Raw genomic sequence first — 17,544 nt, forward strand, 5'->3', positions numbered from 1 at the left:
CCTCCTGGCCCCCTCCCGAGCGCCCGTTGGGAGGAACCGGAGCAGCAAAGAAGAAGGCCCGCTTGCGCGGGCCTTCCTGTCGCTGCAGCGCGCGGCTTACTTGAGGCCGCGGAACTCCAGCAGCGGCTCGACGCTGGGATCCTTGCCGCGGAACTCGCGGTAGGCGCTGGCCAGGTCGCGCGAGTGGCCGATGGAGAGGATCTTCTCGCGGAAGACCTTGCCGTTCTCGCGGGTCAGGCCGCCGTTCTCCTCGAACCACTTGAAGGCATCGTGGTCCAGCACCTCGGCGCCGAAGTAGGCGTAGTAGCCGGCCGCATAGCCGCCGCCCCAGACATGGGCGAAGTAGTTGCTGCGGTAGCGCGGCGGCACCGCGGCCAGGTCCACCTTGTACCTGGCCAGGGCCTGCTTCTCGAACGCGTCCACGTCCTCCACCCTGGCGTCGGCCGGCAGCAGGTGCCAGGCCAGGTCCAGCAGCGAGGCGGCCAGGTACTCGGTGGTGGCGTAGCCCTGGTTGAAGGTGCGCGCGCGCACGATCTTCTCCACCAGCTCCTTCGGCATCGGCTCGCCGGTCTGGTAGTGGCGGGCGTAGTTGGCGAACACCTGCGGGTAGAGCGCCCAGTGCTCGTTGAACTGCGAGGGGAACTCGACGAAGTCGCGCGGCACGTTGGTGCCGGACAGGCTCGGGTAAGTGGTCCTGGAGAACAGGCCGTGCAGGGCGTGGCCGAACTCGTGGAACAGGGTGGTGACGTCGTCGAAGCTCAGCAGCGCCGGCTGGCCGGGCGCGGGCTTGGTGAAGTTCTCGACGTTGTAGATCACCGGGATCGTGCCGGCCAGGCCGTCCTGCTCGACGAAGTTGCCCATCCAGGCGCCGCCGCGCTTGCTCGGGCGCTTGAACGGATCGAGGTAGAACACCGCCAGCTGGGTGCCGTCGGCGTCGAACACGTCGAACACGCGCACGTCCGGGTGGTAGACCGGCAGGTCGGTGCGCTCCTTCAGGGTGATGCCGTACAGCTCTTGGGCGGCGTAGAACACGCCGTCCCTGAGCACGCGGTCCAGCTCGAAGTAGGGGCGCACCTGGGCCTCGTCCAGGTCGTACTCGGCCTGGCGCACCTGCTCGGCGTAGAAGTCCCAGTCCGCGGCGCCGGCGCTGAAGCCGCCACCCTGGCGGTCGACCACCGACTGGATCTTGGCCAACTCGGCGCGCGCGCGCGCGGTGGCGGCCGGCACGGTGTCGTTGAGCAGCTTCAACGCCGCTTCCGGGGTGCCGGCCATCTGGTCGGCGATGGCGTAGGCGGCGTAGTTGTCGAAGCCCAGCAGCTGCGCCTTGCGTGCGCGCAGCTTGGCCAGGCGCAGGATGGTGGCGCGGGTGTCGTTGTCGTCGCCCCGGGCGGCGCGGTTCATCGACGCGGCCAGGATCTCCTCGCGCAGGGCGCGGTCCTCCAGCTTGCCCAGCACCGGCTGCTGGGTGGTGTTCTGCAGCTCCAGCAGCCAGCCCTCCTTGCCGGCGGCCTTGGCCGCCTCGGCGGCGGCGGCGAGGGTGCCCTCGTCCAGGCCTTCCAGGCGCGCCTTGTCGGTCACCAGCACGGCGCCGGCATTGGTGGCCGCCAGCAGCTTGGCGCCAAACGCGGTGGTCAGCGAGGACTCCTCGGCGTTGAGCTTGCGCAGCTCGGCCTTGTCCGCGTCCGAGAGCAGGGCGCCGGCGCGCACGAAGGCGTCGTAACGGTGCTCGACCAGGGTCTTCTGCTCGGCGTCCAGGCCCAGCGAGTCGCGCTGGTCGTAGACGGCCTTGACCCGGGCGAACAGCGCCGGGTCGAGGTGGATGGCATCGCTGTGCTCGGCCAGCTTCGGCGCCAGGACTTCCTCGGCCGCCTGCAGGGTCGGGTTGGTGTGCGCCGAGGTCATGGCCTCGAACACCAGCATCGCGCGCGAGAGCAGGGCGCCGGCGCGCTCCATCGCCTCGATGGTGTTGGCGAAGCTCGGCGGCTCCGGGTTGTCGGCGATGGCGCGGATCTCGGCCAGGTGCTGGCGCATGCCCTCCTCGATCGCCGGCTGGTAGTCGGTGTCGCGGATGCGGTCGAACGGCGGCGCCTGGAAGGGCAGCGGACTGGGCGCCAGCAGGGCGTTGTCGCCCTGGGCGGCGCCGGCGGGGGTGGCACTGGAATCGGGCATGGCGTTTTCGTTGGCGGTACGTTCGCCGCAGGCGGACAGGGCCAGGGCGATCGCCGAGGAAAGTAGCAGCTTGCGCAGCATGTAGGGCTCCGGAGGGGCCGGTCAGGATCGCCGGCCATTGGTCCCAGCATGCGCCCGGGGCCCGGGGCAGGGCAGTGCCGGAGGTCCCGGGGGCGGGGCAGTCCCGGCAAAGCAGGGCCGCCCGGCGCAGCTGCCGGTGTGGCTGGGCGGCGCCAATGCGCGCTACCCGGGGAAGGCCCTGGGCAGCGCGGATGGAGGCGGCGACCGATCCGCAGGCGCTGGCGCGGCGCCAGCGGCAGAGGCGGCCGCCGCACGGCGCCTGCGGGGGGCAGGCGGCGGCGGGCGCAAGGCGCTCAGCCCGCCAGCAGGCGGTTGATCCGCTGCACGAAGGCGGCCGGATCGGCCAGCGGCGCGCCGGCGGTCAGCTGCGCCTGCTCCAGCAGCAGGGTCGCCAGGTCGGCGGCCTGGGTGTCGTCCCCGGTGGCCGCGATCCGTTGCAGCAGGGCGTGGCGCGGATTGACCTCCAGGGTCGGCAGGCTTTCCGGCACGGCCTGGCCGGCCTCGCGCAGCAGTCGTGCCAGGTGCGGTGCCATCTCGTACTCGGCCAGGGCCAGGCAGGCCGGCGAATCGGTCAGGCGCGCGGACACGCGTACCTCCTGCACCTTGCCCTCCAGCAGCTTCTTCAGCCGCTCCAGCAGCGGCGCGGCGGCCTGGGCAGCCTCCTCCTGCTGTTTCTTCTCCGCCTCGTCCAGCGGCAGCTCGCCCTTGGCCACGTGGCGCAGCGGCTTGCCGGCGTACTCGTGCAGGTGGCCGACCATCCACTCGTCGATCCGGTCGGACATCAGCAGCACTTCGATGCCCTTGCCGCGGAACGCCTCCAGCTGCGGGCTGCCGGCGGCGGCGGCGTGGCTCTCGGCGGTGACGTACCAGATCGCGTCCTGGCCCGGCTGCATGCGCCCGATGTAGTCGTCCAGCGACACCGTCTGCGCCGCGCCCTCGCCACGGGTGGAGGCGAAGCGCAGCAGCCTGGCGATCCGCTCGCGGTTGGACGGATCCTCGACGATGCCCTCCTTGAGCGTGTTGCCGAAGGCCTTGAGGAAGGCGGCGAACTTCTCCGGCTCCTCGCGCGAGAGCCTGTCGATGAGGTCCAGCACGCGCTTCACGCACGCCCCGCGGATCCGCTCCAGCTGCCGGTTCTGCTGCAGGATCTCGCGGCTGACGTTGAGCGGCAGGTCGTCGGCATCGACCACGCCGCGCACGAAGCGCAGGTAGTTGGGCAGCAGCTCCTCGGCCGCGTCCATCACGAACACGCGCCTGATGTACAGCTTCAGGCCCTTGCGCTCGTCGCGCCCGCCCATCAGCAGGTCGAACGGCGGCTGCGAGGGCAGGTAGAGCAGGGTGGTGAAGCTCTGGCTGCCTTCCACGCGGTTGTGGGTCCAGGCCGCCGGATCGTTGAAGTCATGGCCCAGCGACTTGTAGAAGCCGCGGTAGTCCTCGTCGCTGATCTCGTTCTTCGGCCGGGTCCACAGCGCCGAGGCGTCGTTGACCGTCTCCCACTCCGGCGCGTCCTTCTTTTCGTCCTTGCCGGTCTCCTTCGGCATCCGGATCGGGAAGGCGATGTGGTCGGAGTACTTGCGCACCAGCGCGCGCAGCTTCCAGCCATCGAGGAACTCGTCCTCGCCCTCCTTCAGGTGCAGCACGATGGTGGTGCCGGTGTGCTCCAGCATGGCCGGCTCCAGGGTGTACTCGCCGCGGCCGTCGCTTTCCCACTTCACGCCGGCCTCGGCCGGGGTGCCGGCGCGGCGGGTGAGCACGGTGACCCGGTCGGCGACCACGAAGGCCGAGTAGAAGCCCACGCCGAACTGGCCGATCAGGCGCGCGTCGGCCTTCTGGTTCTCGCCCAGCGCCTCGAGGAAGCGGCGGGTGCCGGAGCTGGCGATCGAGCCGATGTTGGCGATCACCTCGCCGCGGTCCATGCCGATGCCGGTGTCGCGGATGGTCACGGTGCGGGCATCGCGGTCGTGGCTGATCTCGATCCGCAGCTCGCCCTCGCCAGCCAGCAGCTCCGGCTTGCCGATGGCCTCGAAGCGCAGCTTGTCGCAGGCGTCGGAGGCGTTGGACACCAGCTCGCGCAAGAAGATCTCCTTGTGCGAGTACAGCGAGTGGGTCACCAGGTGCAGCACCTGGGACACCTCGGCCTCGAACCGGCGGGTCTCGGAAGCGGGGGCGGACGTTTCGGTGGTCTCGGTGGTCATCGGAAGGTCCCCTGGGACACGGATTGCAGGGGTCCGATGTGTTGGCGCGGCGGCCGTTTTCAAGGTGGCCGGCGCAGGGGCGGGCGGGCGCTGCAAGCGCCGTCCCGGCGGTGGCTAGTCCAGCCGCTTGCGGAACCGCAGGATCGCGGCGGTCATCATCACCGCGGTGAAGGCCGCCAGCGCCGCCACCGAGGGCCACAGCTCCCACAGGCTGGCGCCACGCAGCATCACCCCGCGCACCAGGCGCAGGAAGTGGGTCATCGGCAGCACCTCCGCCACCCATTGCGCCAGCTTCGGCATGCCCGCGAACGGGAACATGAAGCCCGACATCAGGATCGACGGCAGGAACACGAAGATCGTCATCTGCATGGCCTGGAACTGCGACTGCGCCCGGGTCGAGATCAGCAGGCCCAGCGCCAGGTTGGCCACGATCAGCAGCAGCGCCGCGATGTACACATCCAGCAGGCTGCCCAGCAGCGGCACGTCGAACATCCAGATGCCCAGGGCCAGGATCAGCGTGGTCTGGACCAGGCCGATCACCGCGTAGGGCAGGACCTTGGCCACCATCAGCTCGCTGCGGTCCAGCGGGGTGGCGATCAGCAGCTCCATGTTGCCGTGCTCGCGCTCGCGCACGATGGCCATGGCGGTGAACATCACCATGGTCATGGTCAGGATGATGCCGATCAGGCCCGGCACGATGCTCACCGCGCTGCGCCGCTGCGGGTTGTAGAAGCTCACCACCTCGATCTGCGGCGTGGCCCGCGCCGGGCGCCCGCCGGAGGCGCGTTCCAGCGGCGTCTGCGCGATCTGGTTGGCCGCCGCCTGCACCACCGTGTCGGTGCCGTCGACCATCACCTGCAGCGCCGGGCGGCCGTCGGCCAGGCGCCGGTCGAAATCCGGGGGCACTGCGATGCCCACGCTGACCTCGCCCCGGCGCAGCATGTCCACCAGTTCCTGCGGGGTATCGGCCACGGCCGTGGTGCGGATGACGCCGGTGGCGTTGATGTCCATCACCGCCGCGCGCGAGGTCGCGGTCATGGCCTGGTCGGCCACCGCCGCCGACAGGTTGCGCGGGTTGAAGTTGATCGCGTAGCCGAACAGCAGCAGGTCGATCACCGGGATCACCACGATCAGCGCCATGCTGATGCGGTCGCGGCGGATCTGGCGCAGCTCCTTGAGCACCACGGCCCATACCCGGCGCAGGTTCATGCCGCGTCCTCCATGCCGGCGCGGCCGCGGGTGGCGGCGACGAACACGTCCTCCAGGTTCGGATCGGAGGCGCCCACCTCGCCGGCCACGCCCGCGCGTCGCAGCGCATCGCGCACCGCATCCTCGACCTGGCCCGCATCGGCGGTGGCCAGCACCCGCAGGCTGTTGCCGATCTGGGCCACGCTGATCACCTGCGGCAGGCCGACCAGCACCTCGTGCGCGCGCCGCGGCTGCGGCGCCAGCACTTCCACCGTGCGTCCGGACAGCTGGCCGGCCAGTTCGCCGGGGCTGCCGTCGGCCACCAGCCGGCCGCGGTCGAGGATGGCGATGCGATGGCAGCGCTCGGCCTCGTCCATGTAATGGGTGGACACCAGCAGGGTGGTGCCCGCATCGGCCAGGGCGAACAGCGCTTCCCAGAAATCGCGCCGTGATTCGGGATCCACCGCGCTGGTGGGTTCGTCCAGGAACAGCAGCTCCGGGTCGTGGATCACCGCCCCGGCCAGGGCCAGGCGCTGCTTCTGGCCACCGCTGAGGGTGCCGGCCAGCTGCTTCTGGCGGTCGCCGAAGCGGTAGCGCTCGACCAGTTCGTCCACCCGCTGGCGGCTGTGCTGGCGCGGCAGGCCGTACACCGCGGCCAGGAACTCCAGGTTCTCGCGCACCGACAGGTCTTCGAACAGCGAGAACCTCTGGGTCATGTAGCCGATGCGCAGGCGCAGCGCGTCGGCTTCTTCCGGGATGCGCAGGCCCAGCACCTCGATCTGGCCCTCGCTGGGCGTCAGCAGCCCGCACAGCATGCGGATGGTGGTGGACTTGCCCGAGCCGTTGGGCCCCAGGAAGCCGTACACATGCGCGCGCGGCACGGTCAGGTCCACGCCGTCGACCGCGCGCAGCGGGCCGAAGCACTTGCTCAGGCCGCGCGCGCGGATCGCGATCCCCTCCTCGGGCGCTTCAGCGTGCATCGCCGAATTCCACCCGCAGCGGCAGCCCTGCCGGCAGCTCGCCGGCGCCCTCGCCTTCCAGCTCGACCTCGGCCAGGTAGCTCAGGCGCGCGGCGTCCTTGCCGGTCAGCGCGTAGTACGGAGTGAACGCCGGTTCGCTGCGGACCATGCGCACCCGGCCCGGGTAGCTGCGTTGGCCATCGGCGCCCACGTGCACGCGCACCGCTTGGCCCACCTGCACCCGCGGCCGCAGCGGTTCGGGCACGTAGATGCGCGCGTAGGGACGCTCGCCGACCAGCAGCACCGCCAGCGGCGCGCCGACCGGGGCCTCGTCCCCGGCGCGGTAGGGCAGGCTGTCCACCCGTCCGGCGCGCGGGGCAACCACGTCCAGGCGGCCGGTGGTCTCGGCCTGGCCGCGCAGCTGGGCCTCGGCGGCGGCCAGCGCGGCCTCGGCCTGGGCGACCTGCTCCGGGCGCACGCCGTTCTCAAGCTCCTGCAGCGCCGCGCGCGCGGCGGCGACCTGGGCCTCGGCATTGCCGGCGGCGGCGCGGGCGCGGTCGACCTCGGCGGCCGAGACCAGCTGGCGCGCGCCCAGCGGCTGCACGCGTTCGAAGTAGGCGCGCGCGTCGCGCGCCTGGGCCTGGGCGGCCGCCAGGTTGGCGCGGGCTTGGGCGATGTCCTCGCGGCGCGCGCCATTGCGCAGTTCCTCCAACGCCTGGCGCTGGCGCGCGACCTCGGCCTCGGCCGCGGCCAGCTGCGCGTCGCCGCGGGTGCGTTCCAGCACCAGCAGGCGCTGGCCGGCCCCGACCCGCTCGCCCTCGCGCACCTCGATGCTGGCGATGCGCTCGGCGGCCGGGGCGGGCAGGGTGATGCGGTCGTACTCCAGCGTGCCCAGCGCCTGGTCGGTGGCGGGCCTGCAGGCGCCCAGCACGAGGACGGAAACGGCCAGCACCGCGGTGCGCGCCAGGGCCGGCCACGGGAAGCGGATCATGCGGGCAGCTCCAGGCCGCGCTCGAGCAGGGCCAGCGCGTGGTTGCGGATGGCGTCGATGCCCAGGTCCTCGGCGGCGAACAACTGCCGCCAGATCGGCGCGCCGGAGGCGGGGAACAGGGTCAGGCCGACCAGCGAGACCATCAGCAGGCGCGGGTCCAGCCCGGGATTGAGCCGCCCGGCCGCCTGCTCGGTGGCAAAGCGGGCGGCCATCACCGCCGCCAGCTGCGGCGCCAGCCGCGACACCAGCAGGTCGCGCAGCTCGCCGCCCTCGCTGACCACCTCGCGGATCCACAGCGCCGGCAGCCAGGGGTGGTGCCGGACCTGGGCGCAGATCACGTCGACGAACGCCACCACCACGTCACGCAGCGGGGCCTCGGGCATGCCCAGCAGGGTGTCGCGCACCTGCTGGAACACCGGCATCAGGCGCTCGCCGATCACCGCCTCGCGCAGGCCGGCGGCGTCGCTGAAGTAGTAGTGCACCAGCGCCGGCGTGACCGCGGCCTCGGCGGCGATGTCGCGCAGCCGGGTGGCGGCGATGCCGTGGCGCACGTAGCAGGCCAGGGCGGCATCGAGCAGGCGCTGGCGCTGGTCCAGGCCGGCGCCCTGGGGCGGGCGGCCGCGGCTGCGGCGGGGGGCTTCGGCGGAGGCCGCGGCGCGGCTGGCGAGGTGCCCGGGACGGGGCCGCGCGCGCTTCGTGATAGCGGTCACGGGTGGATCCTGGGTTTCGGGAGGGGTGTTCGGGCTCATGGCCCCGGATTTAATTGACTCATTAATTAAATTGCAACTGCTTGTCGCGGGGAGGTTTTGTGGGGATTCAGTGCGGTGAAACCCGGGTCAAGGCGCGGCCCGGGCCGCGGCCGCGTTGCGCCGCACCATACGCACCTCTACTAGTAGCGTTCCCAGAACCGGAAAATCACGTTATGTTCAGCCCCGGGAGTGGCGCGCGACTCGGGGGAGCGCAGCGCCTCAGCCAGACCGCGGGCCCCATTGGCCGCGGAACCTGGCCTCCCCCTGGCCTGCATACGCAGGTCGGGACAGGGGTCCAAAGGGGGTTCGGATGTACCGAACAATTGGCAGGCTGGTTCCGTTCCAAACCAGCAGCCATGCGGTCGAATGTGGCGCCGTGACGGGGGTCGCGGCTGCAACGACCTCCACCTGGTGACCTGCTGGCCGTGGCCGCGTCCCGGGGGGAGGGACGCGGCCACGGTGATTTACAGTCCCGGCCGTGACCGGCCGGTGTAGGGTTGGGCCATGGCCCGCAAGACTTCCGCCCTGTCTCCCGGCCCGGTCCGCTTCCGGGCCCGCCTGGCCCGGCCCCTGCGCCCGGCCGATGCCGACTGGACCTTCCTCGTCCTGCCCGCCGCCGCCAGTGCCCGCCTGCCCAGCCGTGGCCAGGTAAGCGTGGCCGGCACCTTCGCCGGACAACCCTTCCAGGCCACCCTGCAGCCGGACGGGAAGGGCGGCCACTGGCTGAAGGTGGAGCCGGCCCTGGCCGCGGCGGCCGGGGTCGCGGCCGGGCAGGAGGTCGCGCTGGAGATCGCCCCGCTGGAGCAGGAGCCGGAACCCGAAGTGCCGGAGGACCTGGAGCGCGCGCTGGCCGCGCAGTCGCGGGCGCTGGCCACCTGGCGCGACATCACCGCGGCGGCGCGCCGCGACTGGATCCACTGGATCAGCTCGGGCAAGAAGGCCGAGACCCGCGCCCGCCGCATCGCCAGCGCCTGCGACATGCTGGCCAAGGGCAAGCGGCGGGCCTGCTGCTTCGACCGATCCGGGATCTACAGCAAGGCCTTCGCCGCGCCCGAACCGGCGCCCTGAGCGGAGGCGGGCGCGCGCCGGTCGCCGCTGGCGGGGTTCCGTCGGCGCATTCCCGGTTCCGTCGCAGCGCGCTTGCGGCTCCGTCCGCGGCCGCCGAGGCTTGCCTGGCATGACCGAGGAGGACTGCCGCCGATGAACACCCTGTTCGCGCTTGCCGCCTGGTGCCTGCTGCTGGTCCTGTGCTGGCCGCTGGCGATCCTGGCCCTGTTGCTGTGGCCGCTGGTGTGGCTGCTGTCGCTGCCGCTGCGGCTGGTGGGCATCACCTGCTCGGCCCTGTTCGAGCTGCTGCGCGCGCTGCTGATGCTGCCGGCCCGGCTGCTGGGCGGCGGGCGGCGCGGGGCCGTGGTTCGGGATTGCTGATTGGTGCCTGCAAGGCCCTGTCCCGCCGCCATGTGGTGCAAAAAGGCCCGGCTTTCGCCGGGCCTTCCTGCTTCCCGGGCCGGGGTCAGGCCTGCTTGCGCGAGGCGATCCAGGCGTCGACGCGACGCTCCAGCAGGTCCAGCGGCATCGCGCCGCCGCCCAGCACCGCGTCGTGGAAGCCGCGGATGTCGAAGCGCTCGCCCAGTGCCTCCTCGGCCTTCCGCCGCAGCTGCTGGATGCGGATCATGCCGACCTTGTACGCGGTGGCCTGGCCGGGCATCACCAGGTAGCGCTGGATCTCCGAGCGGATCGCCGCGTCCGGCACCGAGCTGTTGGCGCGGAAGTATTCCACCGCCTGTTCCTCGGTCCAGCCCTTGGCGTGCATGCCGGTATCCACCACCAGGCGGATCGCGCGCCACATCTCCGACATCAGCCGGCCGTACTCCGAATACGGATCCTCGTAGGTGCCCGGCATCTCCTTGGCCAGCCATTCCGCGTACAGGCCCCAGCCCTCGGCGTAGGCGGTGTCGAACATCTGGGTGCGGAACTGCGGCACCCCGGTCAGCTCCTGGGCGATGGAGATCTGCATGTGGTGGCCGGGCAGGCCCTCGTGGTACGCGATCACCTCCAGCTCGGTCCTGGGCATGGAGTTCATGTCCGACAGGTGCGCGTAGTAGATGCCCGGGCGCGAGCCGTCCGGGGTGCCGGGGTAGTAGTGCTGGGCGGCGCCGTCCTGCTCGCGGAACGCCTCCACGCGCTTGACCACCAGGTCGGCCTTGGGCAGCAGGCCGAAGTACTCCGGCAGGTGCTGCTTGATGTTCCCGATCTTGGCGGTGGCGTCGTCGATGTAGGCCTGGCGGCCGGCGTCGGTGTTCGGGTACAGCCGCTTGGGATCGGACTGCACCTGCCGGAAGAACGCCTGCAGGTCGCCCTCGATGTCCAGCTGCTTCTGTACCTGCTCCAGCTCGCCGCGCAGGCGCGCGACCTCGGCCAGGCCCAGCTCGTGGATCTGCTCGGCGGTCATGTCGGTGGAGGTGTGGCGCTTGAGCTGGGCGGCGTAATAGGCCGCGCCGTCCGGATGGGTCTGGCCGACGCCGGTGGGGTTGACCAGGGCGTTGGGCAGCTCGGCCTCGGCGAAGGCGATCACCCGCTCGTAGGCCGGCTTCACCGACTCCAGCAGGGCGGCGCGCGCCTGCTGCTTGAGCTCACCGGCGCGGGCGGCGTCGATCTTCCCGGCCTGGACCAGGGCATCGGCCTTGGCCTGGGCGTCGGCCCACAGCGCGCTGTCGGCGCCGGCGCCGAACGGCGCGCCGGTGATCACCTTGCGCGACTGGTCGATCACGCCCTCCAGCGCGAACCGCGGCGGGCGGATGCCGGCGGCGGCCGAGGCGCGGGCGCGCTCCAGCAGCTGGTCGAAGGCCACGCCCACCTTCTGCAGGCGCGAGACGTAGGCCAGGTAGTCCTGCTCCTCGTCGACCTTGTGGAAGCCGATCAGGAAGGTCGGCAGTTCGCTCTGGCGGCCGCCCATCTGCTCGAACGGATAGTCGTGCGCCAGGTACTGCAGCTCGACCCGGGCGCGCTCGGCCTGCTTCTTCCACAGGTCCCAGGACAGCTGCGCCTCCGGGTCCAGGCGCGCGTAGTCGAACTGCGATTCCATCTCGCGCACCGAGGCCTCCAGCCACTCCACGCGCTGGCGCAGGCCGGCCTCGGACATGTCGTCGAGCTGGTCGTACAGCTCCTTGCGGCCGAGGAAGGTCAGCTGCATCGGGCTGAAGCGCAGCGCCTCCTCGTACTTGGCGTCGAACCAGGCATTGAGGCGCTGGGTCTCGGCCTGGACGGCCGCCGCGTCCGGCGCGGCGGCCTGGGAGGTGCCGGCGTTGCCGGTGTCTCCCTGGCTGCAGGCGGTCAGGGCCAGCGGCAGGGCGAGGCCGAGGGCGATGGCGAGGGTGCTGCGGGCAAGGGCAGGACGCACGGGACAACTCTCCGGAAGTGGGGACAACCGCCGCATTCTGCTGCATGCGGGGGGCGCGCCGCACCGTGGCCCTGGTCATGGCGGAGCGACGGCGATCACGCGCCCCGGGACCTGTGGCATATGCCGCGCCGGCGGCGGCTGCCCACAATCGCGCCGGCCCGTGCCGAACCGGAACCGCCCATGCATCGTGCCGCCCTCCTCCTGCTTGGTTGCCTTGCCGCCTGGATCCCCGCCGCCGCGGCGGAGGACTGCGCCGACCACGCGGCCTACGCCCCGGGGCGCGAACTGCTCGCCGAGCTGGAGCGCATCGTCGCGCCGGAAGGCGTGCAGGAGGCGTACGAAGTGCCGGTCAACGGCGTGCGCCACTGGGTCCACGTGCGCGGCCAGGACCGCGCCAACCCGCTGCTGCTGTTCGTGCACGGCGGGCCTGCCTCGCCGGTGATCCCGACCCTGTGGCAGTTCCAGCGCCCGCTGGAGGAGTACTTCACCGTCGTCCACTACGACCAGCGCGGCGCCGGCCGCACCTTCCGGCTCAACCCGCCGGAGGCGATCGACGGCACCCTGCGCATCCAGCAGTACGTGGACGACGCCATCGCCCTGGCCGAGCACCTGCGCCAGCGCTACGGCAAGCGCAAGCTGGTGCTGGCCGGGCACAGCTGGGGCACGGTGGTCGGCATGCACGCCGCGCTGCAGCGGCCGGACCTGTTCCATGCCTACGTCGGCATCGGCCAGGTGATCCATGCCCGGACCAACGAACGCCTGAGCTTCGAGTACGGCCTGGCCCGCGCCCGCGCCGAGGGCAATGCCGCGGCGGTGGCGGAGATGGAGGCGATCGCCCCCTATCCCGGCGACGCGCCGCTGACCCGCGAGCGCATCGTCACCGCGCGCAAGTGGGCGCAGCACTACGGCGGGCTCAGCGCGTTCCGCGACAACTCGCGCTGGTTCTTCCACGGCGCCCTGCTGTCGCCGGACTACGACGACGCCGACCGCTGCGCGATCGACGCCGGCAGCCTGTTCACCCTGGGCCGGGTGCTGGAGGGGTTCCTGCAGGTCGATTTCCGCGGCGTGCGCCAGTTCCCGCTCCCGGTGGTGATGTTCATGGGCCGCCACGACTACACCACGCCCTCGCAGCCCACGGAGGAATGGCTGCGGCAGGTGCGCGCGCCCTACCGCCACGGCGAGTGGTTCGAGCGCTCCGCGCACCTGGTCCCGTGGGAGGAACCCGGCCATGCCCTGGTGGCGCTGCTGCAGCACGTGCGCCCGCTGGCGGTCGCCGGCGAGGAGGGCGGTGCCAATGACGGCGCCGGCGTCGGCTCCGTGCGCTGAGGCTCAGGCGCCGGCGGGTGCCGGCGCGCGCTGCGCGCTCTCCAGCCAGGCGCGCACCGCTTCGGCCGGCATCGGCCGCGCGAACAGGTAGCCCTGCATCAGGTTGCCGCCCAGCTCGCGCAACACCGCCTGCTCCTCGCGCGTCTCCACCCCCTCGATCACGCAGCCCAGCTCCATGTCGCGGCTCAGCGCCAGCAGCGAGCGCACGATCTTCATGCTGGTGGGCTTGTCCGGGATGCCGGTGACGAAGCGGCGGTCGATCTTGATCTTGGTCAGCGGCAGCGCCAGCAGCTGGCTGAGGCTGGAGAAGCCGGTGCCGAAGTCGTCCAGCGACACGCCGCAGCCCAGCCCGCGCAGCTGCCCGGCCGCGCGCTGCAGCTGGGCGGTGTCGTGCAGCACCGCCGTCTCGGTGATCTCCATGTCGATCCGCGCCGGGTGCACGCCGCTGAGCTCGATCAGCTCCAGCAGCCGCGCCAGGTCCTCGCCCGAACCCAGGTCGTGCATCGACAGGTTGAACGACAACCCCACCGGTTCCGGCCAGTGCGCGGCCTCGGCCAGGGCCTTGCCCAGCAGGATGCGGGTGATCCGGTGCACCAGGCCGGCGCGCTCGGCCACCGGGATGAAGTCCGCCGGCGAGACCGGGCCCAGTTGCGGGTGGGTCCAGCGCGCCAGCGCCTCGAACGCCAGCGCCTTGCCGGTGGCCATGCACATGATCGGCTGGAACGCGACCGACAGCTGCGCCTCCAGGTCGGCGTTGCGCAGCGCCTGCTCGATCGCTGCCTCGTGCTGGATGCGGTGGTGGTGGTCGGCCGAGAACAGGCTTACTCCGCCGCGGTGCTGGCGCTTGCCGTGGTACAGGGCGTAGTCGGCGCGCTCGTACAGGTCCTCGGCGTGTCCGGCCAGGTTCGGGTACAGCACCAGGCCCATGGTCGCGGTGACCTGCAGCGCCATGTCCTGAAGCTGGAAGGGCTCGCGCAGCTGCGCGCAGACGTCGCGGGCGAAGGCCACGTAGGCGGCGTCGTCACCCAGGTCCTCGGCGATCAGCGCAAACTCGTCGCCGCCCAGGCGCGCCAGGTGCACGCGGCCGTCGGCCAGCTTGGCCAGGCGCCGGCCGACCTGGCGCAGCAGGCGGTCGCCGGCCAGGTGGCCGTGCAGGTCGTTGATCGGCTTGAACCCGTCCAGGTCGATGATGCCCACCGCCAGGCGCGTGCCATTGGCGTCGGCGCGCGCGCAGGCCTCGGTGAGCGTGGCGAAGAAGGCGCGCCGGTTGGGCAGCCGGGTGAGGCTGTCGATGTTGGCCAGGCGCAGGTTCTCCGCGCCCAGCCGCTCGGCGTGCAGGCGCGCGCCGACCAGGGCGGTGAAGCGCCGGTACTGGCGCAGCAGGGTGGAGACCACGCCGAAGGTCATCAGCGCCACGCCCAGGGCCATGGCCACGAAGGTCGGCTCCCCGGTGGTGGCGAAGAACAGGACGAAGCCACCGTTGAAGATGATCGCCACCCCCAGCATCGCCGGGCGCAGGTGCATCATGTACAGCTGGATCACGGTGGCGGACGTGGCCATGTAGAAGGCCACGTGCGAGCGCGCGTAGGCGTCCCCGTACGGGAACAGGGCCAGCGCCCAGAGGGTGAACGCCAGCGCCAGCGGCCAGGCCAGGCGGGTGCTCCAGACCAGCGCGCGGCGGGCCTGGGCCGGGTCCGGGACCTGGCCGCGCCCGCGCCACCACTGCGCGAAGCGGACCAGGCAGCTGAGGGTCAGCAGCGCCGGCGCGCCCACGGTCAGCCAGGGCGGGGCGTGGGCCATGTGGGTCCAGGCCAGCAGCCAGGTATTGGCGACCAGCAGCGCGTACATGAGCGGGAGTTGGCCGGCGAACGCGCGGTACTGCGCCTTCAGCAACGCCGGGTCACCCGACGTCACTGGGATCAGCTCCCGCAGCCTGGCGATGGGTCCTGCTGGTGGCATGTGGCTCCCGGCCTTGGGCCCCCGCGCGCCGCGACTGCTCGGCGAGGGCGTGTGGTCCCCGGATAGAGCGGCGGCGGCCGGTGAAAGTTGAGCGGGGGCGGGGCGGCGGCCGGTCGGGTACGATTTCCACCTCCCCCGGACCGTATCGCCGCCCATGACTTCCAGTTCCCCCACCCCCGCCGTCACCCGGGAGCAGGCCGAGGAGGCCGTGCGCACCCTGCTGCGCTGGGCGGGCGAGGACCCCGGCCGCGAGGGCCTGCTGGACACCCCGCGGCGGGTGGCCGAGGCCTACGGCGACTGGTTCAGTGGCTACCGCGAGGACCCGCGCGAGTACCTGGCCCGCACCTTCGAGGAGGTGGCCGGCTACGACGAGATGATCGTGCTGCGCGACATCGAGTACGAAAGCCACTGCGAGCACCACATGGCCCCGATCATCGGCCGGGTCCACGTGGGCTACCTGCCGGCGGGCAAGGTCGTGGGCATCAGCAAGCTGGCCCGGGTGGTGGACGCCTACGCGCGCCGCTTCCAGGTGCAGGAGAAGATGACCGCGCAGATCGCCCACACCATCCAGGACGTGCTGCAGCCGCAGGGCGTGGGCGTGGTCGTGGTCGGCGCGCACGAGTGCATGACCACCCGCGGCGTGCACAAGCGCGGGGTGAGCATGGTGACCTCGTGCATGCTGGGCAGCTTCCGCGAGGACGCGCGCACCCGCTCGGAGTTCCTGCGCTTCATCGAGGGCCGGCGCTGAGGCCATGGCCGCGCTGGAGACCCGCGACTGCCCCTGCGGCACCGGCCGGCCCTACGAGGCCTGCTGCGGCCGCTGGCACACGGGCGAACCGGCCCCGGACGCGCTGGCGCTGATGCGCTCGCGCTACAGCGCCTACGTGCTGGGCCTGCCGGACTACCTGCGCGCCACCTGGCACCCCTCCACTCGCCCGACCGCGCTGGACATGGACGATCCGGACGGCCTGCGCGTGGTCTGGCTGGGCCTGGCCATCAAGTCCCACCGCGCCGCCGGCGACCGCGCCGAGGTCGAGTTCGTCGCCCGCTACCGTGCCGGCGGCCGCCCCGCCGTGCGCATGACCGAGCGCAGCCGCTTCGTGCGCGAGGGCGGCCGCTGGTACTACGTCGACGGCGACGTCTCGTGAACGCGGGTCCCTCACTCTCCGCATCCGCCTAACGCTTCCCTGACGCCGCGCTCATGGGCGCCCGGCTAGCGTGCCGCGATGGACCTGGCCACCCAAGTCGCCATCCCCGCCCGCCACTGCCAGGCCACGGCCGCCCGCTACGCCGCCGTACGTGCCGCCAGCGTGGCCCTGGCTGCGCCGCTGTCGCCCGAGGACGCCATGCTGCAGAGCATGGCCGACGCCAGCCCGGCCAAATGGCACCTGGCCCACACCACCTGGTTCTTCGAGCACTTCGTGCTGGCCCCGGCGGGCCTGGAGCCGCTGCAGCCGCACTGGCACTACCTGTTCAACAGCTACTACGACAGCGCCGGCCCGCGCCAGCCGCGGCCGCAGCGCGGGCTGCTGTCGCGGCCGTCGCTGGCTGCGGTGCTGGCCTGGCGCGAGGCGGTGGACGCGCGTGTGCTGCGCCTGCTCAAGGCCGGCACCCTGGCGCCGGCGCAGCTGCGCCGGCTGGAGCTGGGCCTGCACCACGAGCAGCAGCACCAGGAGCTGCTGCTGACCGACCTCAAGCACGCGCTGTGGAGCCAGCCGCTGCGCCCGGCCTACCGCCCGGACCTGCCGGATCCGGCCGCGCGCCCCGCCTCCGCGTTGCCGCTGCACTGGATCGGCAGCGGCGAGCAGGTGGTGGAGATCGGCGCCCCGGCCTGGCCGCAGGCGCCGGACTTCGCCTACGACAACGAGTCCCCCATGCACCGCGTGCTGCTGGCGCCGCACGCGCTGGCCAGCCGGCCGGTGAGCAACGCCGAGTACCGTCAGTTCGTGGAGGACGGCGGCTATCGCGATCCACGGCTGTGGCTCAGCGACGGCTGGGCACGGGTGCAGGCCGAGGGCTGGGAGCGCCCGCTGTACTGGGAGCCGGACCTGGAGCAGGCCTTCACCCTGGGCGGCCTGCGCGCGCTGGCCCCGCACGCGCCGGTCTGCCACCTCAGCTATTACGAGGCCGACGCCTTCGCCCGCTGGGCCGGCGCGCGCCTGCCGACCGAGGCCGAATGGGAACACGCCGCGCGCCAGCTGCCGCCGGACGGGCACTTCGCCGACGACGGCGTGCTGGAGCCGTGCCCGCCATCGGCCGGGGCCGGCCAGGGGCCGCTGCAGCTGTACGGCGACGCCTGGGAATGGACGTGCAGCGCCTACCTCGCCTATCCCGGCTTCCGTCCCTGGCAGGACGACACCGGCGAGTACAACGCCAAGTTCATGAGTGGCCAGTTCGTGCTGCGTGGCGGCAGTTGCGCCACCCCGCGCGGCCACGTCCGCGCCAGCTACCGCAACTTCTTCCCCCCGCACGCGCGCTGGCAGTTCTCGGGCCTGCGCCTGGCCCGCGACCTGGCGCGCGCCTGAGC

14 protein-coding genes are annotated in these 17,544 nt (G+C 72.2%); 6 read left to right on the forward strand and 8 right to left on the reverse strand.

What is annotated here, in order from left to right; all coding sequences use genetic code 11:
* Positions 1 to 96: 96 nt before the first annotated feature.
* The 6 genes from dcp to EIM48_RS05205 form a co-directional block, all read right to left on the reverse strand.
* Positions 97 to 2,250: a peptidyl-dipeptidase Dcp gene (dcp, locus tag EIM48_RS05180; RefSeq protein ID WP_125111197.1), complete on the reverse strand. Its 2,154-nt coding sequence runs from the start codon at positions 2,248 to 2,250 to the stop codon at positions 97 to 99.
* A 293-nt stretch (positions 2,251 to 2,543) separates the two neighbouring features.
* Positions 2,544 to 4,445, reverse strand: a complete 1,902-nt coding sequence (gene htpG / locus EIM48_RS05185) for a molecular chaperone HtpG (protein ID WP_028915715.1) — start codon at positions 4,443 to 4,445, stop codon at positions 2,544 to 2,546.
* A 114-nt stretch (positions 4,446 to 4,559) separates the two neighbouring features.
* Positions 4,560 to 5,654: an ABC transporter permease gene (locus EIM48_RS05190; protein WP_028915716.1), complete on the reverse strand. Its 1,095-nt coding sequence runs from the start codon at positions 5,652 to 5,654 to the stop codon at positions 4,560 to 4,562.
* A complete protein-coding gene (locus EIM48_RS05195; RefSeq protein WP_233581631.1) occupies positions 5,651 to 6,613 on the reverse strand; it encodes an ABC transporter ATP-binding protein in 963 nt (320 codons plus the stop codon). The genes EIM48_RS05190 and EIM48_RS05195 overlap by 4 nt, the downstream gene beginning before the upstream one ends.
* Positions 6,603 to 7,583, reverse strand: a complete 981-nt coding sequence (locus EIM48_RS05200) for an HlyD family efflux transporter periplasmic adaptor subunit (RefSeq protein WP_125111198.1) — start codon at positions 7,581 to 7,583, stop codon at positions 6,603 to 6,605. Before EIM48_RS05200 ends, EIM48_RS05195 begins: the two co-directional genes overlap by 11 nt.
* Positions 7,580 to 8,293, reverse strand: a complete 714-nt coding sequence (locus EIM48_RS05205) for a TetR/AcrR family transcriptional regulator (protein WP_233581632.1) — start codon at positions 8,291 to 8,293, stop codon at positions 7,580 to 7,582. Before EIM48_RS05205 ends, EIM48_RS05200 begins: the two co-directional genes overlap by 4 nt.
* 543 nt (positions 8,294 to 8,836) lie before the next feature.
* On the opposite strand from EIM48_RS05205, the gene EIM48_RS05210 reads away from it, so the two are divergent.
* Both EIM48_RS05210 and EIM48_RS05215 read left to right on the forward strand, forming a co-directional pair.
* A complete protein-coding gene (locus EIM48_RS05210; protein ID WP_125111200.1) occupies positions 8,837 to 9,400 on the forward strand; it encodes a YdeI/OmpD-associated family protein in 564 nt (187 codons plus the stop codon).
* Positions 9,401 to 9,532: 132 nt separating this feature from the next.
* Positions 9,533 to 9,760 carry a hypothetical protein gene (locus tag EIM48_RS05215; RefSeq protein WP_019399301.1) on the forward strand — a complete coding sequence of 76 codons (228 nt, stop codon included), beginning with the start codon at positions 9,533 to 9,535 and terminating at the stop codon, positions 9,758 to 9,760.
* Positions 9,761 to 9,845: 85 nt separating this feature from the next.
* On the opposite strand, the gene EIM48_RS05220 is transcribed toward EIM48_RS05215, so the two are convergent.
* Positions 9,846 to 11,732 carry a DUF885 domain-containing protein gene (locus EIM48_RS05220; RefSeq protein WP_125111201.1) on the reverse strand — a complete coding sequence of 629 codons (1,887 nt, stop codon included), beginning with the start codon at positions 11,730 to 11,732 and terminating at the stop codon, positions 9,846 to 9,848.
* A gap of 180 nt (positions 11,733 to 11,912) precedes the next feature.
* Between EIM48_RS05220 and EIM48_RS05225 the strand changes: the two genes are divergently transcribed.
* Positions 11,913 to 13,058, forward strand: coding sequence for an alpha/beta hydrolase (locus EIM48_RS05225; protein WP_125111202.1), 1,146 nt, complete (start codon positions 11,913 to 11,915; stop codon positions 13,056 to 13,058).
* Positions 13,059 to 13,061: 3 nt separating this feature from the next.
* Here EIM48_RS05225 and EIM48_RS05230 read toward each other — a convergent pair whose 3' ends face one another.
* Positions 13,062 to 14,972 (reverse strand): EAL domain-containing protein, encoded by a 1,911-nt coding sequence (locus tag EIM48_RS05230; RefSeq protein WP_233581633.1) that lies wholly within the window; start codon positions 14,970 to 14,972, stop codon positions 13,062 to 13,064.
* A gap of 199 nt (positions 14,973 to 15,171) precedes the next feature.
* On the opposite strand from EIM48_RS05230, the gene folE reads away from it, so the two are divergent.
* The 3 genes from folE to egtB all read left to right on the forward strand — a co-directional run bounded on the left by folE (position 15,172) and on the right by egtB (position 17,542).
* A complete protein-coding gene (folE, locus tag EIM48_RS05235; protein WP_019399297.1) occupies positions 15,172 to 15,765 on the forward strand; it encodes a GTP cyclohydrolase I FolE in 594 nt (197 codons plus the stop codon).
* A gap of 4 nt (positions 15,766 to 15,769) precedes the next feature.
* Positions 15,770 to 16,165, forward strand: coding sequence for a YchJ family protein (locus EIM48_RS05240; protein ID WP_125111203.1), 396 nt, complete (start codon positions 15,770 to 15,772; stop codon positions 16,163 to 16,165).
* 78 nt (positions 16,166 to 16,243) lie between these two features.
* On the forward strand, positions 16,244 to 17,542 hold the full coding sequence (egtB, locus tag EIM48_RS05245; protein ID WP_125111204.1) for an ergothioneine biosynthesis protein EgtB: 1,299 nt from the start codon (positions 16,244 to 16,246) through the stop codon (positions 17,540 to 17,542).
* The last annotated feature ends 2 nt before the right edge of the window (positions 17,543 to 17,544 follow it).

The organism is Pseudoxanthomonas sp. SGNA-20 (genome assembly GCF_003931635.1).
Classification (GTDB): Bacteria; Pseudomonadota; Gammaproteobacteria; order Xanthomonadales; family Xanthomonadaceae; genus Pseudoxanthomonas.

What these genes read in the sequence shown, in the direction of transcription:
- htpG (WP_028915715.1), bottom strand. Translation starts at nt 4,445, where the DNA reads ATGACCACCGAGACCACCGAAACGTCCGCCCCCGCTTCCGAGACCCGC.
- EIM48_RS05240 (WP_125111203.1), top strand. Translation starts at nt 15,770, where the DNA reads ATGGCCGCGCTGGAGACCCGCGACTGCCCCTGCGGCACCGGCCGGCCC.
- EIM48_RS05195 (WP_233581631.1), bottom strand. Translation starts at nt 6,613, where the DNA reads ATGCACGCTGAAGCGCCCGAGGAGGGGATCGCGATCCGCGCGCGCGGC.
- dcp (WP_125111197.1), bottom strand. Translation starts at nt 2,250, where the DNA reads ATGCTGCGCAAGCTGCTACTTTCCTCGGCGATCGCCCTGGCCCTGTCC.
- EIM48_RS05210 (WP_125111200.1), top strand. Translation starts at nt 8,837, where the DNA reads ATGGCCCGCAAGACTTCCGCCCTGTCTCCCGGCCCGGTCCGCTTCCGG.
- EIM48_RS05215 (WP_019399301.1), top strand. Translation starts at nt 9,533, where the DNA reads ATGAACACCCTGTTCGCGCTTGCCGCCTGGTGCCTGCTGCTGGTCCTG.
- egtB (WP_125111204.1), top strand. Translation starts at nt 16,244, where the DNA reads ATGGACCTGGCCACCCAAGTCGCCATCCCCGCCCGCCACTGCCAGGCC.
- EIM48_RS05225 (WP_125111202.1), top strand. Translation starts at nt 11,913, where the DNA reads ATGCATCGTGCCGCCCTCCTCCTGCTTGGTTGCCTTGCCGCCTGGATC.
- EIM48_RS05200 (WP_125111198.1), bottom strand. Translation starts at nt 7,583, where the DNA reads ATGATCCGCTTCCCGTGGCCGGCCCTGGCGCGCACCGCGGTGCTGGCC.
- folE (WP_019399297.1), top strand. Translation starts at nt 15,172, where the DNA reads ATGACTTCCAGTTCCCCCACCCCCGCCGTCACCCGGGAGCAGGCCGAG.
- EIM48_RS05190 (WP_028915716.1), bottom strand. Translation starts at nt 5,654, where the DNA reads ATGAACCTGCGCCGGGTATGGGCCGTGGTGCTCAAGGAGCTGCGCCAG.